This is a genomic window from Pseudomonas sp. B611 (assembly GCF_055407965.1).
The window spans coordinates 172,786-194,053 of the sequence record NZ_JBUZST010000003.1 but is presented as its reverse complement, the minus strand read 5'-3'; the positions used below and the strand labels follow the sequence as shown (position 1 = coordinate 194,053).

Annotated in this window: 25 protein-coding genes; 14 read left to right on the top strand and 11 right to left on the bottom strand. The window is 62.1% G+C overall.

What is annotated here, in order from left to right; genetic code table 11:
- Positions 1-71 precede the first annotated feature (71 nt).
- Positions 72-1,694 (top strand): ABC-F family ATP-binding cassette domain-containing protein, encoded by a 1,623-nt coding sequence (locus tag ACZRMO_RS09130; RefSeq protein WP_463972643.1) that lies wholly within the window; start codon positions 72-74, stop codon positions 1,692-1,694.
- Between the two features lie 68 nt (positions 1,695-1,762).
- A complete protein-coding gene (locus ACZRMO_RS09125; protein WP_257780727.1) occupies positions 1,763-2,467 on the top strand; it encodes a YoaK family protein in 705 nt (234 codons plus the stop codon).
- Between the two features lie 145 nt (positions 2,468-2,612).
- On the opposite strand, the gene ACZRMO_RS09120 is transcribed toward ACZRMO_RS09125, so the two are convergent.
- Positions 2,613-2,966, bottom strand: a complete 354-nt coding sequence (locus ACZRMO_RS09120; protein ID WP_463972642.1) for a hypothetical protein — start codon at positions 2,964-2,966, stop codon at positions 2,613-2,615.
- 146 nt (positions 2,967-3,112) lie between these two features.
- On the opposite strand from ACZRMO_RS09120, the gene ACZRMO_RS09115 reads away from it, so the two are divergent.
- On the top strand, positions 3,113-3,328 hold the full coding sequence (locus ACZRMO_RS09115; protein ID WP_017734230.1) for a hypothetical protein: 216 nt from the start codon (positions 3,113-3,115) through the stop codon (positions 3,326-3,328).
- 124 nt (positions 3,329-3,452) lie between these two features.
- Here the strand turns inward: ACZRMO_RS09115 and ACZRMO_RS09110 are convergent, their stop codons facing one another.
- The 3 genes from ACZRMO_RS09110 to ACZRMO_RS09100 all read right to left on the bottom strand — a co-directional run bounded on the left by ACZRMO_RS09110 (position 3,453) and on the right by ACZRMO_RS09100 (position 4,746).
- The gene (locus ACZRMO_RS09110) at positions 3,453-3,767 is read right to left on the bottom strand and encodes an AzlD domain-containing protein (protein WP_017734231.1); all 315 of its coding nucleotides are present in this window, start codon (positions 3,765-3,767) and stop codon (positions 3,453-3,455) included.
- A complete protein-coding gene (locus ACZRMO_RS09105) occupies positions 3,764-4,459 on the bottom strand; it encodes an AzlC family ABC transporter permease (RefSeq protein ID WP_124524684.1) in 696 nt (231 codons plus the stop codon). Before ACZRMO_RS09105 ends, ACZRMO_RS09110 begins: the two co-directional genes overlap by 4 nt.
- Before the next feature lie 71 nt (positions 4,460-4,530).
- Positions 4,531-4,746, bottom strand: coding sequence for a hypothetical protein (locus ACZRMO_RS09100; protein WP_005788169.1), 216 nt, complete (start codon positions 4,744-4,746; stop codon positions 4,531-4,533).
- A 175-nt stretch (positions 4,747-4,921) separates the two neighbouring features.
- On the opposite strand from ACZRMO_RS09100, the gene ACZRMO_RS09095 reads away from it, so the two are divergent.
- The 9 genes from ACZRMO_RS09095 (at position 4,922) to ACZRMO_RS09055 (ending at position 13,201) form a co-directional block, all read left to right on the top strand.
- Entirely contained in the window at positions 4,922-5,278 is a 357-nt protein-coding gene (locus ACZRMO_RS09095; RefSeq protein ID WP_463972641.1) for a metalloregulator ArsR/SmtB family transcription factor, read from the top strand.
- Positions 5,279-5,297: 19 nt separating this feature from the next.
- The gene (locus ACZRMO_RS09090) at positions 5,298-6,581 is read left to right on the top strand and encodes an arsenic transporter (RefSeq protein WP_463972640.1); all 1,284 of its coding nucleotides are present in this window, start codon (positions 5,298-5,300) and stop codon (positions 6,579-6,581) included.
- A gap of 2 nt (positions 6,582-6,583) precedes the next feature.
- Positions 6,584-7,054, top strand: coding sequence for an arsenate reductase ArsC (locus ACZRMO_RS09085; RefSeq protein ID WP_463972639.1), 471 nt, complete (start codon positions 6,584-6,586; stop codon positions 7,052-7,054).
- 11 nt (positions 7,055-7,065) lie between these two features.
- Positions 7,066-7,752 carry an arsenical resistance protein ArsH gene (gene arsH, locus ACZRMO_RS09080; protein WP_463972638.1) on the top strand — a complete coding sequence of 229 codons (687 nt, stop codon included), beginning with the start codon at positions 7,066-7,068 and terminating at the stop codon, positions 7,750-7,752.
- Positions 7,753-7,800: 48 nt separating this feature from the next.
- A complete protein-coding gene (locus ACZRMO_RS09075) occupies positions 7,801-8,412 on the top strand; it encodes a LysE family transporter (RefSeq protein ID WP_463972637.1) in 612 nt (203 codons plus the stop codon).
- 318 nt (positions 8,413-8,730) lie between these two features.
- Positions 8,731-9,024, top strand: a complete 294-nt coding sequence (locus tag ACZRMO_RS09070; RefSeq protein WP_463972636.1) for a hypothetical protein — start codon at positions 8,731-8,733, stop codon at positions 9,022-9,024.
- Positions 9,025-9,247: 223 nt separating this feature from the next.
- Complete coding sequence (gene mgtA / locus ACZRMO_RS09065; protein WP_463972635.1) at positions 9,248-11,962, top strand: magnesium-translocating P-type ATPase; 2,715 nt, start codon at positions 9,248-9,250, stop codon at positions 11,960-11,962.
- A 63-nt stretch (positions 11,963-12,025) separates the two neighbouring features.
- Positions 12,026-12,373, top strand: a complete 348-nt coding sequence (locus ACZRMO_RS09060; RefSeq protein WP_463972634.1) for a DUF2493 domain-containing protein — start codon at positions 12,026-12,028, stop codon at positions 12,371-12,373.
- 18 nt (positions 12,374-12,391) lie between these two features.
- On the top strand, positions 12,392-13,201 hold the full coding sequence (locus tag ACZRMO_RS09055; RefSeq protein WP_463972633.1) for a hypothetical protein: 810 nt from the start codon (positions 12,392-12,394) through the stop codon (positions 13,199-13,201).
- On the opposite strand, the gene ACZRMO_RS09050 is transcribed toward ACZRMO_RS09055, so the two are convergent.
- Positions 13,198-13,887 carry a DUF533 domain-containing protein gene (locus ACZRMO_RS09050; RefSeq protein WP_463972632.1) on the bottom strand — a complete coding sequence of 230 codons (690 nt, stop codon included), beginning with the start codon at positions 13,885-13,887 and terminating at the stop codon, positions 13,198-13,200. The two genes, ACZRMO_RS09055 and ACZRMO_RS09050, sit on opposite strands and share 4 nt — an antisense overlap.
- Before the next feature lie 125 nt (positions 13,888-14,012).
- On the opposite strand from ACZRMO_RS09050, the gene ACZRMO_RS09045 reads away from it, so the two are divergent.
- Positions 14,013-14,540 (top strand): DinB family protein, encoded by a 528-nt coding sequence (locus tag ACZRMO_RS09045; RefSeq protein ID WP_463972631.1) that lies wholly within the window; start codon positions 14,013-14,015, stop codon positions 14,538-14,540.
- Between the two features lie 2 nt (positions 14,541-14,542).
- Here the strand turns inward: ACZRMO_RS09045 and ACZRMO_RS09040 are convergent, their stop codons facing one another.
- Positions 14,543-15,001 carry a GFA family protein gene (locus tag ACZRMO_RS09040; RefSeq protein ID WP_463972630.1) on the bottom strand — a complete coding sequence of 153 codons (459 nt, stop codon included), beginning with the start codon at positions 14,999-15,001 and terminating at the stop codon, positions 14,543-14,545.
- 134 nt (positions 15,002-15,135) lie between these two features.
- Here ACZRMO_RS09040 and ACZRMO_RS09035 point away from each other — a divergent pair, with 134 nt between their 5' ends.
- A complete protein-coding gene (locus ACZRMO_RS09035) occupies positions 15,136-15,417 on the top strand; it encodes a hypothetical protein (protein ID WP_124524671.1) in 282 nt (93 codons plus the stop codon).
- Between the two features lie 154 nt (positions 15,418-15,571).
- Here the strand turns inward: ACZRMO_RS09035 and ACZRMO_RS09030 are convergent, their stop codons facing one another.
- From ACZRMO_RS09030 to ACZRMO_RS09010, 5 genes are read right to left on the bottom strand one after another with little or no spacing between them, the layout of a single operon-like run.
- On the bottom strand, positions 15,572-16,246 hold the full coding sequence (locus ACZRMO_RS09030) for an HAD-IA family hydrolase (protein ID WP_463972629.1): 675 nt from the start codon (positions 16,244-16,246) through the stop codon (positions 15,572-15,574).
- Positions 16,247-16,258: 12 nt separating this feature from the next.
- The gene (locus ACZRMO_RS09025) at positions 16,259-17,287 is read right to left on the bottom strand and encodes an ABC transporter permease (RefSeq protein WP_463972628.1); all 1,029 of its coding nucleotides are present in this window, start codon (positions 17,285-17,287) and stop codon (positions 16,259-16,261) included.
- Positions 17,288-17,291: 4 nt separating this feature from the next.
- Positions 17,292-18,779, bottom strand: a complete 1,488-nt coding sequence (locus ACZRMO_RS09020) for a sugar ABC transporter ATP-binding protein (RefSeq protein WP_463972627.1) — start codon at positions 18,777-18,779, stop codon at positions 17,292-17,294.
- A complete protein-coding gene (locus ACZRMO_RS09015; protein WP_463972626.1) occupies positions 18,772-19,746 on the bottom strand; it encodes a sugar-binding transcriptional regulator in 975 nt (324 codons plus the stop codon). The genes ACZRMO_RS09020 and ACZRMO_RS09015 overlap by 8 nt, the downstream gene beginning before the upstream one ends.
- Complete coding sequence (locus ACZRMO_RS09010; protein WP_463972625.1) at positions 19,743-21,263, bottom strand: FGGY-family carbohydrate kinase; 1,521 nt, start codon at positions 21,261-21,263, stop codon at positions 19,743-19,745. Before ACZRMO_RS09010 ends, ACZRMO_RS09015 begins: the two co-directional genes overlap by 4 nt.
- Between the last annotated feature and the right edge of the window lie 5 nt (positions 21,264-21,268).

Sequence of the window (21,268 nt, the reverse complement as noted above, 5' to 3'; positions counted from 1 at the left end):
TTCCAAAATGTATCTGCAACAAGCCGCCCGGCGCGCTTGTTGGCCTGTTCGACATTTTTTTGGAGGTGCTGATGACTGACGTCAACCGGCTGCCCGCACTCGTTTCCCTGCAACACCTGGGCTTTCAGTTCGCCAATGGCGAAACGTTACTGCAAGACCTGACCCTGACCATCGATCACACGCCGACCGGCATCGTCGGGCGCAACGGCCGAGGCAAAAGCATCCTCGCCAAATTGATCGCCGAGCGCCTGCAGCCCTCCTCCGGCACCCTGAGGCGTTCCGTCAGCGTGGCTTACGTGCCGCAAAGCCTGGACGTTGCCCCCGGCGAAACCATCGCCCATCTCACCGGTACAGCCCCGGCCTTGGCGGCCCTTGAGCGAATGACCAGCGGCACGGCGCAACTGCAAGATCTAGAACTGATCGACGACCGCTGGGACCTCGGCGAACGCCTGCGCCACGCGCTGAATAACGCGGGACTGCCACACCTAGGTCCTGACAGCCTGGCCGACCAACTCAGCGGCGGCCAATTGGCGCGGGTGGCGGTGATCGGCGCGCTGCTGGCCGCGCCACAGTTGTTGGTACTCGATGAACCGACCAACCACCTCGACCGCAGCGGCCGCGAGTGGCTTTTGCACCGACTAGCAGATTGGCGCGGCGGCCTGGTGGTGGTCAGCCACGACCGGCAACTGCTCAACACCCTGGAGCGCATCGTCGAACTCTCACCCCTTGGCGCCAAGGTCTATGGCGGCAATTACGATGCCTTCCGCCAGCAGCGTGACGCCGAACAGCATGCGGCAGTCGCGGCCCTGGAACACGCACGCCTGACCCGCAACCGCGAACGACAGCGCCTGCAAACAGACCATGACAATTTGCAGCGTCATGCCGCGCGTTCGCGCAAGCAGGCAGGCACCGCCAACGTGGACCGTTTCACCAAGGCTCGCTGGAAAGGTGCCGCCAGCGAAATCCTCAGCAACGTGGGCAGTGCACACCGAGCCCACAAGCACGAACTCGACGCCCAGGTACGCCAGGCCTACGAGCGCGTGCTGGATGAAACGCCGACGATGCTCGCGTTGCCCGCCTCGACCGTGCCCAACGGCCGACAGGTGCTGCACCTGGTGGATGTTGACCTGCCTTGGCTCGCACGCACAGGCCTCGACCTTCATCTATCTGGCCCCGTTCGCGTTGCCGTACGCGGACCGAACGGCTGCGGCAAATCCACGTTGCTCAAGGTGCTAGCGGGGCATTGGCAGGCCGTTGGCGGGGTTTGCAGCGTGCATGTGCCCTGCGCCTATATCGATCAACAGCTCGCGCTGCTCGATGACCAGCGCTCCATCGTCGAACAGCTCAACCAGCTCAACACGCCGATGACAGAAGCCGAACTGCGTACGCGTCTGGCCCTTTTGCAACTGGACGCGTTGCGCGTGACTCAACCGGCAGGACAGCTCAGCGGCGGCGAACGCCTGAAGGCTGCGATGGCAATTGCCTTGTGGCGCAAAACGCCTGCGCAGTTGCTGTTGTTGGACGAGCCCACCAACCACTTGGACTTGGAATCGGTGCTCGCTTTTGAGCAGGCTCTGCAAGGGTTTACCGGGGCGATAGTCGCGGTATCCCATGATGAGGCGTTCATGCGGGCAATCCGGCCGACGCATTACCTGAGCTGGGAAAACGCAGGTTGGCGCCTGGAGTGTGTCTGAGGTCATTGCACGGGCTGGCAAAGCGTCCTACGGTAGTGGCCGAATAATCTCACACGGAGCCCAGCCCTATGCTGCCGTCGTCCCCCAAGCCTTACGCCAATGCCCTACATGCTCACCGCCAACGCTGGCGCGGCCGGGTCGGGTTGATGTTGGTCGCCAGCCTGTCGGTGCTGGCGGGCATGACCGATGCCATTGGCTTTATGGCCAGTGGCGATTTTGTCTCGTTCATGAGTGGCAACACCACGCGGCTGGCGGTGGCGATCAGTGCGGGTGATCTTGGCCTGACGGGGCGATTGCTGCTGTTGGTAGCCACCTTTGTCGTCGGCAATGCGTTGGGTGTGATGGTCAGCCGCCTCAGTCGCCGGCATGCCCTGCCTTTGCTGCTGTGCATCGCCGCACTGCTCTGCGCTGGCGCGTTATTGCCCATGGACGATGCCTTGCCCGCCTTGCTGGCGGCGATCATTGCGATGGGCATGCTCAATGCGGCGGTGGAAGAGGTCAACGGGTTGCCGGTTGGCCTCACGTACGTGACGGGCGCGCTCTCGCGTTTTGGGCGCGGCCTGGGGCGGTGGATGCTGGGGGAGCGGCGCAATGGCTGGCGTGTGCAACTGATTCCGTGGGGCGGAATGTTTGTCGGGGCGGTGCTCGGTGCACTGCTGGAGCAGCAGATGGGCCTGAAGGCGTTGCTGGTCAGCGGTGGGTTGGCGGCGTTGCTGGGGGTGGTGTCACTGAAGATTCCACGGCGCTGGCACTTGGGTTATATGCCGCGCTAGAGGAAAAAGGATGCTCGCCCGGCGTGTCGGCCTCGACGTCCGTGTACTGGTAAAGAGCCATCACACCGAACGAGCGGGACGAATGATAAGCGAATGGCCGGCGGCTGTCCCGCCGGGCATTTCCTAAAACCACTAAGGCAACGGATTACAGGCAAGTCGCGAGTGCCGCCAGACGGCGCTTGGCTGGCATGTTGTCGTCAACGGCGTAGTACTTGACTGTGGCACCGGCACCCGCGCTTTGCACGTCGACAAAGTAATCACCACCGGTGGTGTACACGGTGAATCCGCCTGGCCCGTTCGGTTCCTTGAAGCCGCCAGCATCCACGCCAAACACGCTTTCGTCCTGCCAGCCGAACTGGATGCATTCGGCAACCACCAAGGTGGCTTTATCCGAAGCCAGGGTCTTGTAGGGCGTGCCCGCGCGCGCGTCTTTCATCTTCGAACCTGCGCAACCGGCCAGTGCCGCCAGTACCAATGCGCCCATTACCACCTTGTGCATGCCATTGCTCCGTCGCAAAAAAACGCGACTCTACCACTTGCCGGCGAACGAGGGGTCAAAGGTAGCGCCTGCTGACACATGGCATTATGATGCCAACGTTGATCTCACTGAGGAGGTCAACGGGATATTCTCTACAAGGAAGCGTCATGAAAGATTTCGTCATCAGCGTCAACAACACCGTTCTTTACATCGCTCTGGCCTTCGTTTGGCTGATGGGTTTGGTAACGATGTTCGGTGCAAGTTTCCTGACGGGCCTGGCGGTCCTGATCGGCGGCACGTTGACGTGGTGCATCATTTCCGGCTTCTGGTTCGTCCAGTCGGCCACGTATGAAGAACTGCGCAAGCTCAACGCCAAGAGCTGATGCAACACGCCAGCATGAATTTAGTTTCACTGTGAAGGGAGAATGGGCCACCTATAGTGGCCACGCTCATTTTTAGAAGTCTCCCTTCGGCCCGCCCTCCCGCGGGCTTTTTTTCGCCTGCACGTCAGAGCAGCCAGCGAAACAGATAGAACAACGCCATGCTCAACAGCACCGTGAGCAGCACATTGCGCGTCCAGTACATCAACGCCACCGCGCTGATCCCGGCGAGCAGATAGGGGTTGGTCGGGCTCAGGTTGAGGTGCTGGTGATCGGCCAGGAAGATGATCGGCCCGCAAATCGCCGTGAGCATCCCCGGCACCGCAAACCCGAGAAACTCCCGCGCACCACGGTTCAGGCGCACCGGCAAACGCGGCTCGATAAACAGGTAACGGTTGAGAAACACCACCAGGCCCATCGTCACAATCATGAGGTAGATCATCGCTGCCCTACTCCCAGTCGTTTGCAGGCATACCCGGCGCTCATCCCCAACACACCCGACACCACCACCGCCGATTCCCACTGCAGGAAGCTCAGCCACACCGAGAACAGCAACGACACGGCCACACAGACCACGGTCGGCACATCGCGGACCACCGGAGTGATCAGCGCAATAAAGGTCGCCGCAATCGAAAACTCCAGGCCCAACTGGTCCAGGCCGGGAATGCTCTTGCCCAACACGATGCCGGCGAGGGTGAACAAATTCCAGGCGATATAGAACGTCAAGCCGACGCCCAGGGCATACCAGCGATTAAACGTCTGGCGGTCATAGTGGCTGACCAGGGCGAAGAATTCGTCGGTGAGCAGAAACCCCAGGCTCATCCGCCAGCGTGTGTTGAGCGCCGACAGTGTCGGGCGCATGTGCATGCCGTAGAGCAAATGCTGGGACGTCAACAGCAAGGTGGTCAGCACGATGGAGATCAGGCTCGCGCCGCTCTTGACCATGCCGATCGCCACCAACTGCGCGGCGCCGGCGAACACAATGGCGGACAAACCCTGGGCTTGCAGCGGGGTGAATTGCGCATCAATGGCCATCGAGCCGGCCAACAGCCCCCACGGCGCACAGGCCAGGGAAAGCGGAATGACGGCGATGGCGCCGCGTGCGAAGGCGTAATGAGGTAAGGCGGTAGGCATGGAAACGGCTCATCGACGGACAGTCGCCAAGCATGCCAGCGCAATAAGGCGCTTGTCTTGAACGATCTTGCTCAGGCGAGCCTGACGGACACCTGCTCCACCGAGTCGCGCGCTTCGCGCAGTTCGTAGGCGTCCTGGTTCAACCGGTGAATGGTGTTGAGCAAGCGCTGGCGCAGCACTTCATCGCCGAGTTTTTCCACGGCGCGCATCAGGTCGAACGCAGCGGTTTCGTTATTTTCCGCGACGGAATCGAGGGTCTTGCGCAGGTTGCGAGTGGCACGGGTCACGCGGGTTCTTCCTTCGTTTGCAATGGCAGGCACTTTAGGACATTCGTGTTTCATTTTAATTTCAAACACTTGCGGCAGATTCCCAGGGGCTTGATCCAGATCAAGCGAAAACCGGCTTGACCGAAACATATGGAAATCCGTATATTCGACTTTCCATATATACAGGACCTTGGCCATGTCCGAGCTCATCTCCCCTCCCGAACTGTTCAAATGCCTGGCCGATCCCACCCGGGCACGCCTGACGTTGTTGGTTGCGCGCGAAGGCGAACTTTGCGTGTGCGAACTGATCCATGCCTTGGAGGACAGCCAGCCGAAAATCTCCCGTCACCTGGCGCAGCTGCGCAGTTGCGGGCTGATGCTGGATCGTCGCCAGGGTCAGTGGATCTACTACCGCATCAACCCAGCACTGCCCGCGTGGGTTACGCAAGTGCTGGACATCACCTTGCAAGCCAACCTGCCGTGGTTGCATGCCGACACCCAACGTCTGGATGCAATGGGCAACAGACCACAACGGGCCAGCGCCTGCTGCTGAGCCTTCGGAGCTTTTATTGATGCTTGTCGCCATTGGCATTTTTCTGTTCACCATCATTCTGGTCATCTGGCAGCCCAAGGGCCTCGGCGTCGGCTGGAGCGCGACGATGGGCGCCATCCTTGCCCTGGCCTGTGGCGTGATCAGCCTCGCGGACATTTCGGTGGTGTGGCACATCATCTGGAATGCCACCGGTACCTTTGTCGCGCTGATCATCATCAGCCTGTTGCTGGATGAAGCCGGCTTCTTCGCCTGGACCGCACTGCATGTCGCACGCTGGGGCCGTGGGCGCGGGCGACGCTTGTTTGCCTATATGGTGCTGCTGGGCGCGCTGGTCTCGGCCCTGTTTGCCAACGACGGCGCCGCGCTGATCCTCACGCCCATCGTGATGTCGATGCTCCTGGCGCTGCGCTTTTCCCCGACGGCGACCCTGGCCTTTGTCATGGGCGCCGGCTTTATCGCCGACACCGCGAGCCTGCCGCTGGTGGTGTCGAACCTGGTGAACATCGTTTCGGCGGACTACTTCAAGATTGGCTTCAACGAATACGCGGCCGTGATGGTGCCGGTGAACCTCGTCAGCGTCGCCGCCACGCTGGCCGTGTTGCTGTGGTTTTTTCGCCGCGATATTCCGCAGGTTTACAACCCCGCTGACCTGGCTGATCCGGCCAGTGCGATCCATGACCGCGCCACCTTCCGCGCCGGCTGGTGGGTGCTCGGCATCCTCTTGGTCGGTTGTTTCGCTCTGGAGCCATTGGGCATTCCCATCAGTGCGATCTCCGCTGTGTGCGCCCTGCTCCTGCTGGTAATCGCCGCCAAGGGCCACAAGATCTCCACGCGCAGGGTGCTGAAGGAAGCGCCGTGGCAGATCGTGATTTTCTCCCTGGGCATGTACCTGGTGGTGTACGGCTTGCGCAACGCCGGCCTCACCAACTACCTCGCGACCTGGCTGGATACCTTCGCCACCTACGGCGTGTGGGGTGCGGCCATGGGCACCGGCGTGCTGACGGCCTTGCTGTCCTCGGCGATGAACAACCTGCCGACGGTACTGATCGGCGCGTTGTCCATCGAGTCCAGCCATGCCGTGGGTGTGGTCAAGGACGCGATGATCTACGCCAACGTAATCGGCAGCGACCTCGGCCCGAAAATCACCCCGATTGGCAGCCTCGCCACGTTGTTGTGGCTGCATATCCTTGCGCGCAAGGGCATCACTATCACCTGGGGCTACTACTTCAAGGTCGGGATTGTGCTGACCTTGCCGGTGCTGTTGATCACCCTTGCCGCCCTCGCTCTGCGCCTGAGTATTTGAATATGAAAGTCCTGTTCATGTGTACCGCCAACAGTTGCCGCAGCATTTTGTCTGAGGCGGTGTTCAACCACTTGGCGCCAGCGGGTTTCGTGGCCGTCAGTTCCGGCAGCTTCCCCAAGGGCCAGGTCTTGCCGCGCAGCCTGACGACGCTGGCGGCCGCCGGTATCAACACCGAAGGCTTGTACAGCAAAGGCAATGACGCGTTTGAAGGCAGCCCGCCGGACCTGGTGATCACCGTGTGCGACAAGGCTGCCGGTGAAGCCTGCCCGGTGTATTTCGGGCCAGCCCTGAAGGCACATTGGGGGCTGGAAGACCCTTCAGAGGTTGACGGCGAGGAAGCGATGCTCGACGCGGCCTTTCACGCCACGCTGGAAACCATCGAGAGCCGCTGCCGGGCGTTTTTCGCACTACCGTTTGCGCGTCTCGGCGCTGCTGAGTTGAAGGCTGAACTTGAGCGCATAGCGCTGTTATAACCGGAGAAACCATGACCACCCTGCCCAATCTAGACCCGTCGCTGATCACTCCGCGTCCCACCGATAGCGCCCAGCCACCGCGCATCTTGCTGCTCTACGGCTCGACCCGTGAACGTTCGTTCAGCCGTTTGCTGGTGCAAGAAGCCGCGCGCCTGCTGCAACACTTCGGCGCGCAAACGCGGATCTTCAACCCCAGCGGCTTGCCCTTGCCCGATGACGCCCCGAGTGACCATCCAAAAGTGCAGGAGCTGTTGGAATTGATGCAATGGTCCGAAGGACAGGTGTGGTGTTCGCCTGAACGCCACGGCTCCATGTCAGCGGTATTCAAGGCCCAACTCGATTGGGTGCCACTGGCCATGGGTGCCGTTCGCCCGACCCAGGGTAAAACCCTGGCGGTGATGCAAGTGTCTGGCGGCTCCCAATCCTTCAATACGGTCAACCAACTGCGCGTGCTGGGCCGTTGGATGCGCATGTTCACCATCCCCAACCAATCCTCCGTGCCCAAAGCGTTCATGGAATTCGATGACCAAGACCGCATGAAACCCTCGCCGCTCTACGACCGCGTGGTGGATGTGATGGAAGAGCTGGTCAAGTTCACGCTGTTGCTGCGTGATCGCCCGGACTTGACCGACCGCTACTCAGAACGCAAGGAAAGCGCTGACGAGTTGTCCCGGCGCGTCAACCAACGGTCGATCTGAGCCCCCCGAGCAGCGTATGCTCGTGCCCTTTCTCGAAAGGACGCGGGCATGCTGACGATCTTCTTTTACGCGCTGGTATTTGGTTTTGTGTTTTGCCTGTCCCCCGGCGCCGTGCTGGCGGAGACCCTGCGCCGTGGCCTGCTCCAAGGTTTCACCCCGGCATTGCTGGTGCAAATCGGTTCATTGGTGGGCGACGCGGTCTGGGCGGTGATTGGCCTCACCGGCATTGCGCTGCTGATCCAGCACGACGCCGTGCGCGTGCCGCTGACCATCGCCTGCGCCCTGTACCTGGCCTGGCTCGGCGTGCGCAGCCTGCTGGATGCGTGGAATCTGCCGCAAGCTGACAGCGCACCGGCCAGTTCAGCGAAGAATGCCTTGGCGGTGGGCGCGACGATTTCCTTGGCCAACCCGAAAAACATCGTCTACTGGGGCGCCTTGGGCAGTGCGCTGTCGGGCATCGTCGGTACCACGCCGAGCCATGGGCAGACGCTGATGTTTTTTGCCGGGTTCATGCTGGCATCGGTGCTGTCGTGCTTTCTGATTGCCGGGCTGGTGAACCTGTTGCGCCAGAACGCCTCGCCCACTTGGCAGCGCATCAGTTATGGCGCCTGTGGCGTGGTATTGATCTATCTGGCTGTTCTCGCGGCACAAGGTATTTGAAGTTATATATCGAGCAACTTCCAAGTGTCTATTGTCTGAATGAACTCTGAACAACGAATAATTTAATTAATCATCCGTTGACATTTTGTAACTGCCTGAGTAGATTGCCCGTGCCCGCAACTGGGGCCTTTTTTAAACCTCACAAAAGAAGCCAATGGACACAGTATCTAGTCGCTGTCCGAGCACCGCGTTTGCGGGCATCGGGCGCCCAACCCAGAATATGACAGGACTCGCCTCCCCGGTCCGGTAAGCTGCGCTAGAGCTCGATGCTCCACCGTAACTGCCTCACCGGTCGCCCGTCCGGTCCCGAGGTGTGTTATGACCTTCCAAGCCTTTGTTTTACATGATGTTCGCACGCTAGCCGCGGCCCTGCGCGCCAAACTGTGCCGCGAGCCGGTGGAGTTTTCCCCGACCCGCTCGGCCTTTGCCACACCCTCCCCTCAAGTGCGCCCGGCTCACCCGCTGGCGCATTGGCGTGTCTGCCCAGACAGCGGCCAACTGCTGCAGCACTGGGATCACGCCGACCCGCAGGACCCACAGAGACCGAAAGTTTCCAGCCTGGCACAAGCCGGTCTGCTGCTCGGTTTCTACCTGAGCGCGCGCGCCGCTTAATCCTGCTGGAAACAGCAACTAACTGATCAATACCCTGGAGTTCTTTATGAACTATTCCAGTTGTAATTCGCTGCGCGCTAGTTAACTAACGCCGCTGCAAAAGTTTTCCAGACACTTTATTTAAACCGATCGCGAAGTCCGCGGCTCGGCATGCTTTCGCTCGCCTGTCAGCAGGTAAGTACCGGGTATGTTTTGTCGAGAATTGGCGACAGGAGTACACACCATGAGCGCCGTAAAAAACACGCCACTGCACAAGAAAACCGCCCCCGACGCCGACACCAAACTGTCGATGCGCGCCGCCCGCGAAGCCCACAACGGCCTGTCGGCCACCCTGGCCAACGTACGTGCCACCCAGGATGGCCTCACCGAACTGGACGCTGCTGCACGCCTGCACCGGGAAGGCTACAACGAAGTCGCCCATGACAAACCGCCACACGCCATCGTGCAGTTCCTGCAAGCGCTGAACAACCCGTTCATCTACGTGCTGCTGACCTTGGCCGGCATCAGCTTTGTCACCGACTATTGGCTGCCGCTGCAAGCCGGTGAAGAAGTCGACCTGACCAAAGTCATCATCATCATGACCATGGTCCTGCTCAGCAGCCTGCTGCGCTTCTGGCAGGAACACCGCTCGGCGAAATCCGCCGAAGCCTTGAAAGCCATGGTGCGCACCACCGCCACCGTGCTGCGCCGTGAACAAGTCGGTGCCCAGCCGACCTTGCGCGAAGTGCCGATGCGCGATCTGGTGGCCGGCGACATCGTGCAACTGTCGGCCGGCGACATGATCCCGGCCGACATCCGCCTGATCGAGTCCCGCGACCTGTTCATCAGCCAGGCGGTGCTCACCGGCGAAGCCTTGCCGGTGGAAAAGTACGACACCCTCGGCGACGTCACGCAAAAATCCGCCGCGCCCCCGGCCGCCGACCAGGGCAACCTGCTGGACTTGCCGAACATTTGCTTCATGGGCACCAACGTCGTCAGCGGCCGGGCCAAGGCCGTGGTGGTGGCCACCGGGCCACGCACCTACTTTGGCTCGCTGGCCAAGGCGATTGTCGGCTCGCGGGTGCAGACCGCGTTCGACCGTGGGGTCAACAGCGTCAGTTGGCTGCTGATCCGCTTCATGCTGGTGATGGTGCCGATCGTGTTCCTGCTCAACGGTTTCTCCAAGGGTGACTGGGGTGATGCGTTCCTCTTCGCCCTGGCGGTTGCCGTCGGCCTCACCCCGGAAATGCTGCCGATGATCGTCAGCGCCAACCTGGCCAAGGGCGCCACGGCGATGGCCAAGCGCAAAGTGGTGGTCAAGCGCCTCAATGCGATCCAGAACTTCGGTTCGATGGACGTGCTGTGCACCGACAAGACCGGCACCCTGACCCAGGACAAGATCATCCTCGAACATCACGTCAACGCCTTTGGCCAGCGCGATGATGCAGTACTGTCCCTGGCGTGGCTCAACAGCCATCACCAAAGCGGCATGAAAAACCTGATGGACCAGGCTGTGGTGCAGTTCTCGGAGCAAAATCCGAAGTTCCAGGTGCCATTTGCCTACAGCAAGGTTGATGAATTGCCCTTCGACTTTGTCCGCCGTCGCCTGTCCATCGTGGTCAAGGATGCCGCCGATGATCAGTTACTGGTGTGCAAAGGCGCCGTGGAGGAGATGCTGAGCATTTCCACCCACGTCATGGAAGGCGGCGACGCCGTACCGCTGGATGAGCGCCGCCGCAACGAGTTGCTGGCACTGGCCAACGACTACAACGAAGACGGTTTCCGCGTACTGGTGGTGGCCACGCGCAACATTCCCAAGGCCTTGGCCCGCCAGCAATACACCACCGCCGATGAACGCAACCTGGTGATTCAGGGCTTCCTGACCTTCCTCGATCCGCCGAAGGAAACCGCCGGCCCGGCGATTGCCGCGCTGCAACAAATCGGTGTAGCGGTAAAAGTGCTGACCGGCGACAACGCCGTGGTCACCAGCAAGATCTGCCGCCAGGTCGGCCTGGAGCCAGGCCAGCCGCTGCTCGGCGCCGAAATCGAAGCGATGGACGACGCCACCCTGCTGCGCCGCGTGGAAGAACGCACGGTGTTTGCCAAGCTGACCCCGTTGCAGAAATCCCGCGTGCTCAAGGCCCTGCAAGCCAACGGTCACACCGTGGGCTTCCTCGGCGACGGCATCAACGATGCACCGGCGCTGCGCGACGCTGACGTGGGTATCTCGGTGGACAGCGGCACCGATATCGCCAAGGAATCGGCGGACATCATCCTCTTGGAGAAGAGCCTGATGGTGCTGGAAGAAGGCGTGCTCAAGGGCCGCGAAACCTTCGGCAATATCATGAAGTACCTGAACATGACCGCCAGTTCCAACTTCGGCAACGTGTTCTCGGTGCTGGTGGCCAGTGCGTTTATCCCGTTCATGCCGATGCTGGCGATTCATCTGCTGCTGCAAAATCTCATGTACGACATCTCCCAGCTGGCCCTGCCGTGGGACAAGATGGACAAGGAATACCTGGCCAAGCCACGCAAGTGGGACGCTAAAAATATCGGCCGCTTCATGATCTGGATCGGGCCGACCTCGTCGATCTTCGACATCACCACCTTTGCACTGATGTGGTACGTGTTTAGCGCCAACAGCGTGGAGATGCAGACCCTGTTCCAGTCCGGCTGGTTTATCGAGGGGCTGCTCTCGCAAACCCTGGTGGTGCACATGTTGCGCACCCGCAAGATCCCGTTCTTCCAAAGCACCGCCGCATGGCCGGTATTGATGATGACCTGCGTGGTGATCGCGCTGGGGATCTACGTGCCGTTCTCGCCATTGGGCACCCTGGTCGGCCTGCAACCGCTGCCGCTGGCGTACTTCCCATGGCTGGTGGGCACCCTGCTCAGCTACTGCTGCGTCGCGCAACTGATGAAAACGATCTACATCCGCCGCTTCAAGCAGTGGTACTGATCCCCCCGCCGTTCAAACGGTGGCGGTCGCCCGGCCGTCACCGTGCATCACAAGGATTCGAATATGCGCGTCTTGATCTGTGCAGGTCGTCATTACGCCGACACCAAGAAGTCCCGCCAAGTGCTGGACGCTTACCACCGCCTGCGCCCGGTGCAGGTATTGATCCACGGCGGCAACCAGTTCCTGGGCAGCGACGTCGAGGAGTGGGCACGGGAACTGGGCATCGACGTGGTGCGCTACCCGCCCAACTGGCAACGCCACGGCAAACAGGCGGAACGCCAGCGCAACCATTTCATGCTGACCGACAGCCGGCCCGACGTGATCATGGCCCTGCCGGGTGGTGACGACACGTCAGAGCTGGTCTGCCAGGCCAAAGCCAGCGGCATTTCGGTGCTGACCGTAGAAAGCTGAATTCACGCGAGGTGCATCATGCACAACAAACACACGCCGCAACGCCCGGATGGGTTTGCCAAATACCGTGCGCGTCACTATCGCGGCGCACGTCACACCTTGTTGCTGTTGCCGCCGGCCAAACGCCGTGCATTGCGGCGCAACCTGGCATTTATCGGCTTGACCCTGGCCGTGCTGTTACTGATCGCGCTGCTGTCCAAGGCCCATGCCGCCGGCGGGGCCTACGTGGTCGACGATGGCGCAATCAATGCGCCGGGCACCTGCAACGTCGACGCCTGGTTCAGCGCCAACCGCCACGCTGGCAGCAGCCACAGCGAAACGCTGTCGCCGGCGTGCACCTTCAGTGCCTTGCCCTCCGTACAATGGGGCGCGGCACTCTCGCGGGCCGGAGGCGAAAGCCAGATCAGCCCGCAACTCAAGGCGCAGGTGTTGTCGCGGGAAGACTTGGGGTTGGAGATGGCCGTGGCCGCCGGGGCGCACGTTGCGCTAGATCGTCGGCACGCCTTTGATGGGGCGGACCTGAATCTGCCGTTGACCTGGCAGCCCTTGCAGTCGCTGCGCCTGAACCTGAATGCCGGCTGGACCCATGCCTATGATGACGGTGAACAAAACCACCGCCTGACCTGGGGCAGCGGTGTCGAGTATCAACTGGCGCCCGCCCTCACGCTGATCGGCGAGCGCTACGGCCAGCGCGGCGGCGACCAGGCCTGGCAAGCCGGACCGCGCCTGCACCTGGGTGAGTTTGTCGATGTGGACCTGATCGTCGGGCGCAGCCTGAGCGGTGACCGCGATCAATGGCTGACCACCGGCGCCACGTTGCGCTTCTAGGCTTTGGCCTGTTGCTCCAGGTGCAGCTGCAACTGCGGATCGAGTTGCAGCTGCGCCGCCAGGTCGTCCAGGTAATTGCGTTCGGCGTCCTGCTGGTCGTCCACCAGTAGCACACTGGCCAGGTACACCTCGGCAGCCACCGCCGGGTCGCCGGCAAACTCGGCGAAATCCGTGGCATCCAGGGGCTTGGCGACTTCGGCGTCGAGCCACTGTTGCAACTGCGGGTCGTCGGTGTGCTGGCGCAGCTCGTTGGAAATCATCTGCTGCTCTTTTTCATCAATACGCCCATCGGCCTTGGCGGCCGCGATCAAGGCGCGCAATACCGCATGGCTATGGGCTTCGGCCTCGGGCCCATCAAGCTGGTCCGCCGTCTGGAAGGCGGCTTGCGGTTGGCTGGCCTGCTGGCTTTGCCAGGCCTGGTACGCCTGGAAGGCCATCATGCCCAACGACGCCAGTGCCGCGTAATTCATCCCGCCAGCACGTCCTTGCGCAGGACGTGCAGCCCCGCCGCCCAACAGGCCGCCGAGCCCGCCCAGCAACCCGCCTAAACCGCCACCCGCGGAGGCATTGCCGGTGCTGGTGCCTTTCAATAAACCGCCGAGCAACCCGCCCAGGCCATTGCCCGAGCCACCGCCGCCGGATTGTCCGGAGCGCAGGAGTTGTTCCAGTAGATCGCTGGTGTTCATGCTGTGACCCTCCGAGGGCGCACTGTTGGCGTCTAACAACCATAGCCCGTGCCTGCCGGAACACCATGACCGCCGGGCGGGCGCGGCTTATGATGGCGCCACCACGCTTTCAAGAGAGCAACCCCGTGAACCGGATTGAACACATCACGCTGATGGCAAACTACAACCAGTGGATGAACCAAAAGGTGTATGACGCCGCCCACCACCTCACGGACGCGCAACTTCTGGAAGATCGACGCGCCTTTTTCGGCTCGATCCTCGGCACGCTGAACCACCTGGCCCTCGGCGATACGGTATGGCTCAAGCGCTTTGCCCAACACCCGGCGGGTTATTTGGCGCTGGCACCGCTGGAGGCTGTCGCCATGCCGGCCGACCTGAGGCAACTGGCCTTCGCCGACCTGCGCGCACTCGCCGCCTATCGCATCTGGCTGGACCGATTGATCATCGACTGGGTCAACACCCTGCAAGCGCCCGAGCTAGACCAGCGCTTGCAGTACCACAACATGCGCGGCGTCGCGGCCAACAAGGACTTTTCCAGCCTGTTGCTGCACTTCTTCAATCATCAGACCCACCATCGCGGCCAAGTGACCACACTGCTGAGCCAGGCCGGTGTGGATGTGGGCGACACCGACCTGCTGGCCTTGATTGACTGAACTCAGTGCGCGGTGAACTCGGCGTAGGCCTGCAACAATCGCGGGAACGCCTCCGGCGGCGGCAATTGCGCAAAGCTTTCGACGGCTGGGGTGGTGGCCCAAGCCAGTTTTTCCCGAGTCCAGGTTTCCATGAAAGGCACGTACTCGCTGGCGTTATCCAGCAAGGTGGCGCGCACATTGACGAACTCATCGATGCCATGGGGGCGCGTAAACAGCCAGCTCATGCAATGGGGGCAAAAGTAGTGACGGTCCACCCCCTGCAACCCGCCGATCACCGGGCAACCAGCGGTCACTGTGAAGCCGCTAGCGGGTATCAAGGCGCTGAGGGAGAACGCGCTGGAGGACATTTTCTGGCAGCCGGTGCAGTGACACGCCATGGTGATCACCGGGGCCGCGCTGACACTGAAACGCACGCGATTGCAGCGGCAACTGCCCTCGTGTGGCAGGGTTTCGACGCTCATCATTGCTTCCTTTTTATGATTGGGTGCGCGTCAGGGTACCAAACTAAAGCGAACGCGGCTGTGCAGGCGGGGTCACAACATTGAGGCACCGGGAAAAGCCTTCCCGCCCTCCCCTATAAGAAGGAGATGCTCCTATGGTCATTCACTTCAAGGTCGCCGGCCATCTTGCCTGCGGCCACCACGGCACCAACCTGCCCTCCAGCACCGAGCTGAACCGGGTCAAGTGTCGCACCTGCCGCAACACCGATGCCTACAAGGAAGCCCGCCGCGTGCAGCGCAATGCAACCCGGCGTGCCAACCGCAGAGCCAAGGCGCATACCGCCGGCGACTGGCGCAACGCGTGGACGCAGCGCCTCACTGATTTGCCGGGATTGCAGCGTTTGCCACGCGGGTTCAGCGGGCAGCCGTTTGTCTGAGGCTACACCGTTCCCAAAATATGCACACCACTAGGTGGGAGCGGGCTTGTGTGGGAGCGGGCTTGCTCGCGAAAGCGGTGTATCAGCATCAAATGCACCAACTGACACACCGCATTCGCGGGCAAGCCCGCTCCCACAGGAGGTTGTGTTGGTTTCAGTAAGCGGGCAAGCCCCATGAAACGGGTTCGAAGCCTTCCAGGCTGACGAGACGATGGTCAGCATGCTGAAACTTCTCATCCGGCATCGTTGGGTCAGGAACAGCCACCGCATACATCCCCGCCGCCTTCGCCGCCGTAATACCAAACGGTGAGTCTTCGAACACCAGGCAATCCGCCGGGTTCACGCCCAGGCGCTGGGCCGCCACCAGAAAAATGTCCGGTGCCGGCTTGGCCGCGCCGACGTGTGGGTCGTCCGCCGTGACAATCGCATCAAACAAACCGAACCATTGCCGATGACGGCTGATCTTCAAATCGAAGTAATGCCGCGACGAGCTGGTACCCACCGCAATCGGCACACCTTTGGCCGACAGGTGTCGCACCAGCGCTTCGGCCCCTGCCATGGCGCCGGCGCGGGGAAAACGTTCGTTCATCAGCGGTGTACGCAGTTCCAGGAACGCCTCGGGGCTGATCGGCAGCTCCAGCGAACGCACGATGTAGCTCGCCAGGTCATAGGCCCCAAGGCCAATGGTGTGCTGTTTGAACTGCCAGTCAAAAGCCCGGCCACCGTAGCGGTCGGAGATGATTTGGGTGACCTCGGTATAGACGCCCTCGGTGTCGAGCAACAAGCCATCCATATCGAAGATCACGGCCTTGATTTGTGGTGCATTCATCCGTCGTTATCCTCAAGTGCGTCCGGCGTAATGGTCGATCAAGCGGTTGAGCAGGATGGCCAACACAATGATCACGCCGGTAATCGCCATTTGATAAAACGAACCCAGCCCGAGCAAATTGAAGATATTGCGCAGCACTTGCAGCAGCATCACCGCCACTGCCGTGCCCACTACGCTGCCGCGCCCGCCGAACAGGCTGGTGCCACCCAATACCACGGCGGCGATAGCGTCCAGCTCCAAGCCTTGGGCGGCCGTGGGTTGACCCACGTGCAGCCGCGAGGTCATCAACAACCCGGCAAATGCCGCCAATGCGCCGCAGATGGCAAACACGCCAATGGTCACCGCTCGCACCGGCACACCGGACAAGCGTGCGGCTTCCAGATTGCCGCCAGTGGCCAGCACATACTCGCCAAACACGGTGTAGCGCAGCACCAGCCAGGCGATCACGGTGATGAGGATAAAGATCAGCCCCAGCACCGGAAACACGATGCCGGCACTCGGCAGGATGTCGATCATCGACGAGCCAAACCCGGTGAAGCTGGCCGGCAAGCCGCCAATCGGCGCGCCATCGGAGGCTAGAAAGGTGGCCCCGCGCAGGGACACCAACCCGGCCAGGGTGATGATAAAGCTGGGCACCTTGCCAAATACGGTCAGGCTGCCCATCAAGGTGCCAATGGCCAAGCCCACCAGCAAGGTGGCCGGTACTGCCAGCCAGCCGCTGACCTGATTCTGCAACAGCACCGCCACCAGAATGCCACCGAAGGCGCACAGGCTGCCGACCGACAGGTCGATATTGGCGGTGAGGATCACAAAGGTCATGCCGATGGCGACAATCCCCACAATGGCCCCTTGCTGGAACAGGTTGGCGATGTTGCCGAAGGTCAGGAAGTCATCCGACAAAAACGTTGCCACCACCACGGCAAACAGGAAGATGAACACGAAGTTGTAGCGCATCACCCATTCCAGCACGGCGCTGCGGCGGCTGGCGGCAAGGGTCACGGGCTTGTCGAATACGGGTGTGGGGTTACTGGCGATAGTCATGGCTCTACACTCTTTTACCAATAAGGATGGCCTGGTCGATCTCGTCGCGACTGGCATTCAATGGGTCGAAACAGACTGCGTTGCGCCCCTCGTGCATGACCCAGATCCGGTCACAATTGACGTACAACTCATCCAGCTCACTGCTGGCCACCAGCACGCCCGCGCCTTCCTGTGCCAGGCTGCGGGCCAAGGCATAGAGGTCGGCCTTGGCGCCCACATCCAGGCCACGGCTCGGCTCGTCCAGCAGCAGCAAGCGCGCGCCGTCGATCACCCACTTGGCCATCACCACTTTCTGCTGATTGCCACCGGAAAGCTGGCGCACCGGCTGCTCCAGGTTGTCGAGCTTGGTTTGCAGGCGTTGCAGCACCGGGCCGGCGCGGTCCTTGGCCTGGCGGTGGGAAAACCAGCGCAGATGCCGTGCATGCACCAGGCAGGCATTGCGGTAGATCGGCGCGTCCAGCAGCAGGCCTTCGGTCTTGCGGTTTTCCGGGACCAGCCCGACGCCTTGGCGGATCGCCTGGCGTGAGGTCAGCGGCCGATAGGGTTCGCCGAACAGCTCCACATCGCTGTCATTGCGCCCTACCCCGAACAACGCCTTGAGCAAGGTGCTGCGGCCGGCGCCGTTCAGGCCGGCCAAGCCGACGATCTCGCCCTGGCGCACTTGCAACGCGCGTACATCCAATCCTTGCGCGCCTTGCAGCCGACGGATATCCAGGGCCAACGCTTCACGCGGCGCCTGTCGCGGGCTGCGCTCCAGCAGGTCACGGTGCTCGCCGACCACCGCCGCAATCAGCGCCTGGTCGTCGATCTGCGCCAGCTCATGGGTTTGCAAAGTGCGCCCGGCGCGCAATACCGTCACGCGGTCACCGATTTCGCGAATCTCATTGAGCCGGTGGCTCACATACAACACCGCCACACCGGCAGCGGTGATTTCGCGGATCACCTGGAACACCTGCTTGAGTTCGGTTTCGTTGAGGGCGGCAGACGGTTCATCCATCACCAGGACCTTGGCCTCGCAGGTCAATGCCCGTGCGATGGCCGCCAGTTGCTGGTTGGCAATCGACAGGCTGCCCACCCGATCGGTGCTGGCAAAGTTTGCCCCAACCCGCAGCAACGCAGCCTTGGCCAACGCGCTGCGCTTGCGCCGGTCGATCATGCCGAAACGCCGTGGCGCATAGCCGAGCATCAGGTTTTCTTCGACGGTCATCTGCGGGATCAGGTCCAGTTCCTGGTAGATCATCGCGATCCCAGCCTGACGCGCCTGTTGCGGGTTCTTCAACTCCACCAGGCTGCCGGCGATGGACAGGCTGCCGCCATCCGGGCGATGGGCGCCGGCGACGATTTTCAACAGCGTGCTTTTGCCCGCGCCGTTGGCGCCCAGCAGGCAGTGCACTTCACCGGGGCGTACGTCGAGGGACGCATCGGTCAACGCAATTACATTCGGCGGAAAGCGCTTGCTGACATGGCGAATTTCCAGGGCCAACTCATTCATGATCCTGCTCCAGCAAATAACGGGCGGTTGCGGCGTCGGTGGCCAGCACATTGACGTAGCCCGCACTCACGCAGGCGTGGACGATGCGGTGCTTGTGGGCGCCGACACACACGGCAATCGACCAGTCTTTTTCCCGCAGGGCCGACAGGCGCAGGCCGAGGGTGCGAGCGTCCAGCTCCGGCAGCACCGGCTCGCCGTCCATGCCGATAAAGCGGCCCATGATGTCGCCAACGGCCCCCAGGCGCTCCAGCTCGGCGAGCAAAGGCCGGTCGATGTAGCCGGACTCCATCAGCACCGAATGATCAGACAACTCCCCAAGACTGAAGCACGCCACCGGCGCCTGCTCGCCAAGGCGCATGACCGCGGCGATCACCGGGTCTTGTTCCAGCGCTTCGCGGGTATGGGCATGCCCCAGAATCGCCGGCACCGGCAACAAGGTGGCCTGGCCGCGTGCAGCCTGGGCAAAACGCTCGGCGACGTTGTGGTTGGGCTCGCCTGACGAGCGCGTATTGATCGCGCCATTGAGCAACACCACATTGACCCCCTCGTTCCAGCGCGGCACCAGCCATTGGGCCATCTTGGTCAGGGTGCGGCCCCAGGACACGCCGATCAGCGCGGGCTGGGGTTGCAGGTTGCACAGGTATCGCGCGGCGGCTTGGGTGACCACGTTGAGGGCGTCGTCGTCCTCGACGTCCAGTACCAGGGCTTCACGCAGGCCGAAGCGGCGCTGCAACGCCACCTCAAGCGCTGGCACGCGCGCAGAGTGGGCAACGATATCGATGCGCACCACGCCGCAATCGCGCGCCTCGCGCAACAAGCGGCTGACCTGCCAGCGGGTCAAGCCGGTTTCTTTGGAAATCTCGCTCTGGGTCTTTTCCAGGTCGAAGTACAGTTTGGCGACCTGCACCATCAAGTCGTCGCGCTGGGAGTCCCCGGAGAGCTTGGGTGACAGCGATTCGGCGCTCATGCTGCCGGCCTTACGCCGAGCACACGGTTGGCGGGCGGCTTGCAACTGATGGGCGCCACGCTGTCGGTGGCGGCGCGATAACGGCCGAGCAGCTCGATGTACTGCTCGTGGGCATAGGGGTCAGGTTCGATCAGGCGGCCGACGGTGGTAAACGCGGTGGCGGCTTGCTGCAAGTCAGCGAACTCGCCGAGGGCGCACGCAGCCGCGGCGGCGGTGCCGATCAAGGTGAGGTTGTCGTGGGGCACCATCTCGAAGGGGACGCCAGTAGCGTCGACGGTGGCCTGCAACCACAGCGGGTTCTTCTGGAACCCACCGGCGGCGACCACGCGGGTGATCTCGATGCCTTCACTGCGCCAGGTGTGAAAAATATTCGCCGAGCCCAGCGCGATGGCTTCCACCGAGGCGCGGTAAAGGTCGTGCCGGTCATGATTGAGGGACAAGCCCATGATCGCGCCGCGCATATCCGGTGAGCGATACGGCGTGCGGTTGCCCATCCAGTAATCGAGCACCAACAGGCCGGTGGAACCCGGTTGCAACGCGCCCGCCTGGCGGATCAGTTGCTGATGGCCGGCGTCATCCAGGCCGAACATCTTTTGTGCCAGCCAATTGAGGATCGAACCGGCCGAGACCTGCCCGCCTTCCATCAGCCATTGGCCGTCAAGCAACGCGTCAGGGTACGGCCCCCAGATACCGGGGACATCAATGCGCTTGGGGGTGTGCATCAATTGCACCACCGACGTGCCACCGATAAACAGCAATTCGCCCGCGCCGGTGGTACCGGCACTGAGCATGGCCATATGGGCGTCAATGCCGCCTTGCGCCACCAGCGTGTCACGGCTCAGCCCCAGGTGATTGGCCGCATCAAAGGTCAAAGGGCCGATGCGCCCACCGACCTTGATCACTTCCGGCGGCAGCTTTTGCGTCAGTTCCGGGATGCCCAATTCGGCATACAGCTCCACGGGAAAGCGTTGTTGCTGCGTGTCGTAGTTCCATTTGCAGCTGGCGTTGAGTTGGGAAGCCACCCAGCGCCCGGTGAGCTGGAAGTTGATCCAGTCCACCGCTTCGCAAATCCGCGCGGCACGCCGATACACCTCAGGCTCGTGCTCGGCCAGCCACATGGCCTTGGGCACCAGCCACTCCACCGCGTCGCCGCCCTGGTTCATCATGGGGTGGCTGATGTGAGCGGTGCGCGCCGACTCGACGGCGGCACGGCAGTCCATCCATAACAGTGCCGGGGCCAGGGGTTGGCCATCCGCTTGTGCAGCGACCACCGTTGACGCGGTGGTGGCGACGCAAACCGCCGCCACTTGGGGGTGCCCGGCCTGGCTCATCAGCTGCCGGCACGCCTTGCCCAATGCCGACCACCAGTCGGCGGGCGCCTGCTCGGCCCAGCCCAACTGCGGGTATTGCGTGGTGTAAGGCGCCTCGGCCACCTGCACCAGTTTGTGGCTGTGCAGGTCGTATAACCCGGCCCGCACGCCACCTGTTCCGAAATCCAGTCCCAACAACAAGGTCATCGGTC

What these genes read in the sequence shown, in the direction of transcription:
- ACZRMO_RS09035 (WP_124524671.1), top strand. Translation starts at nt 15,136, where the DNA reads ATGGTCATTCACTTCAAGGTCGCCGGCCATCTTGCCTGCGGCCACCAC.
- ACZRMO_RS09015 (WP_463972626.1), bottom strand. Translation starts at nt 19,746, where the DNA reads ATGAGCGCCGAATCGCTGTCACCCAAGCTCTCCGGGGACTCCCAGCGC.
- ACZRMO_RS09105 (WP_124524684.1), bottom strand. Translation starts at nt 4,459, where the DNA reads ATGCCTACCGCCTTACCTCATTACGCCTTCGCACGCGGCGCCATCGCC.
- ACZRMO_RS09025 (WP_463972628.1), bottom strand. Translation starts at nt 17,287, where the DNA reads ATGACTATCGCCAGTAACCCCACACCCGTATTCGACAAGCCCGTGACC.
- ACZRMO_RS09055 (WP_463972633.1), top strand. Translation starts at nt 12,392, where the DNA reads ATGCACAACAAACACACGCCGCAACGCCCGGATGGGTTTGCCAAATAC.
- ACZRMO_RS09085 (WP_463972639.1), top strand. Translation starts at nt 6,584, where the DNA reads ATGAAAGTCCTGTTCATGTGTACCGCCAACAGTTGCCGCAGCATTTTG.
- ACZRMO_RS09090 (WP_463972640.1), top strand. Translation starts at nt 5,298, where the DNA reads ATGCTTGTCGCCATTGGCATTTTTCTGTTCACCATCATTCTGGTCATC.
- ACZRMO_RS09095 (WP_463972641.1), top strand. Translation starts at nt 4,922, where the DNA reads ATGTCCGAGCTCATCTCCCCTCCCGAACTGTTCAAATGCCTGGCCGAT.
- ACZRMO_RS09130 (WP_463972643.1), top strand. Translation starts at nt 72, where the DNA reads ATGACTGACGTCAACCGGCTGCCCGCACTCGTTTCCCTGCAACACCTG.
- ACZRMO_RS09110 (WP_017734231.1), bottom strand. Translation starts at nt 3,767, where the DNA reads ATGATCTACCTCATGATTGTGACGATGGGCCTGGTGGTGTTTCTCAAC.
- arsH (WP_463972638.1), top strand. Translation starts at nt 7,066, where the DNA reads ATGACCACCCTGCCCAATCTAGACCCGTCGCTGATCACTCCGCGTCCC.
- ACZRMO_RS09030 (WP_463972629.1), bottom strand. Translation starts at nt 16,246, where the DNA reads ATGAATGCACCACAAATCAAGGCCGTGATCTTCGATATGGATGGCTTG.
- ACZRMO_RS09115 (WP_017734230.1), top strand. Translation starts at nt 3,113, where the DNA reads ATGAAAGATTTCGTCATCAGCGTCAACAACACCGTTCTTTACATCGCT.
- ACZRMO_RS09070 (WP_463972636.1), top strand. Translation starts at nt 8,731, where the DNA reads ATGACCTTCCAAGCCTTTGTTTTACATGATGTTCGCACGCTAGCCGCG.
- ACZRMO_RS09075 (WP_463972637.1), top strand. Translation starts at nt 7,801, where the DNA reads ATGCTGACGATCTTCTTTTACGCGCTGGTATTTGGTTTTGTGTTTTGC.
- ACZRMO_RS09060 (WP_463972634.1), top strand. Translation starts at nt 12,026, where the DNA reads ATGCGCGTCTTGATCTGTGCAGGTCGTCATTACGCCGACACCAAGAAG.
- ACZRMO_RS09040 (WP_463972630.1), bottom strand. Translation starts at nt 15,001, where the DNA reads ATGAGCGTCGAAACCCTGCCACACGAGGGCAGTTGCCGCTGCAATCGC.
- ACZRMO_RS09120 (WP_463972642.1), bottom strand. Translation starts at nt 2,966, where the DNA reads ATGCACAAGGTGGTAATGGGCGCATTGGTACTGGCGGCACTGGCCGGT.
- ACZRMO_RS09125 (WP_257780727.1), top strand. Translation starts at nt 1,763, where the DNA reads ATGCTGCCGTCGTCCCCCAAGCCTTACGCCAATGCCCTACATGCTCAC.
- ACZRMO_RS09050 (WP_463972632.1), bottom strand. Translation starts at nt 13,887, where the DNA reads ATGAACACCAGCGATCTACTGGAACAACTCCTGCGCTCCGGACAATCC.
- mgtA (WP_463972635.1), top strand. Translation starts at nt 9,248, where the DNA reads ATGAGCGCCGTAAAAAACACGCCACTGCACAAGAAAACCGCCCCCGAC.
- ACZRMO_RS09010 (WP_463972625.1), bottom strand. Translation starts at nt 21,263, where the DNA reads ATGACCTTGTTGTTGGGACTGGATTTCGGAACAGGTGGCGTGCGGGCC.
- ACZRMO_RS09020 (WP_463972627.1), bottom strand. Translation starts at nt 18,779, where the DNA reads ATGAATGAGTTGGCCCTGGAAATTCGCCATGTCAGCAAGCGCTTTCCG.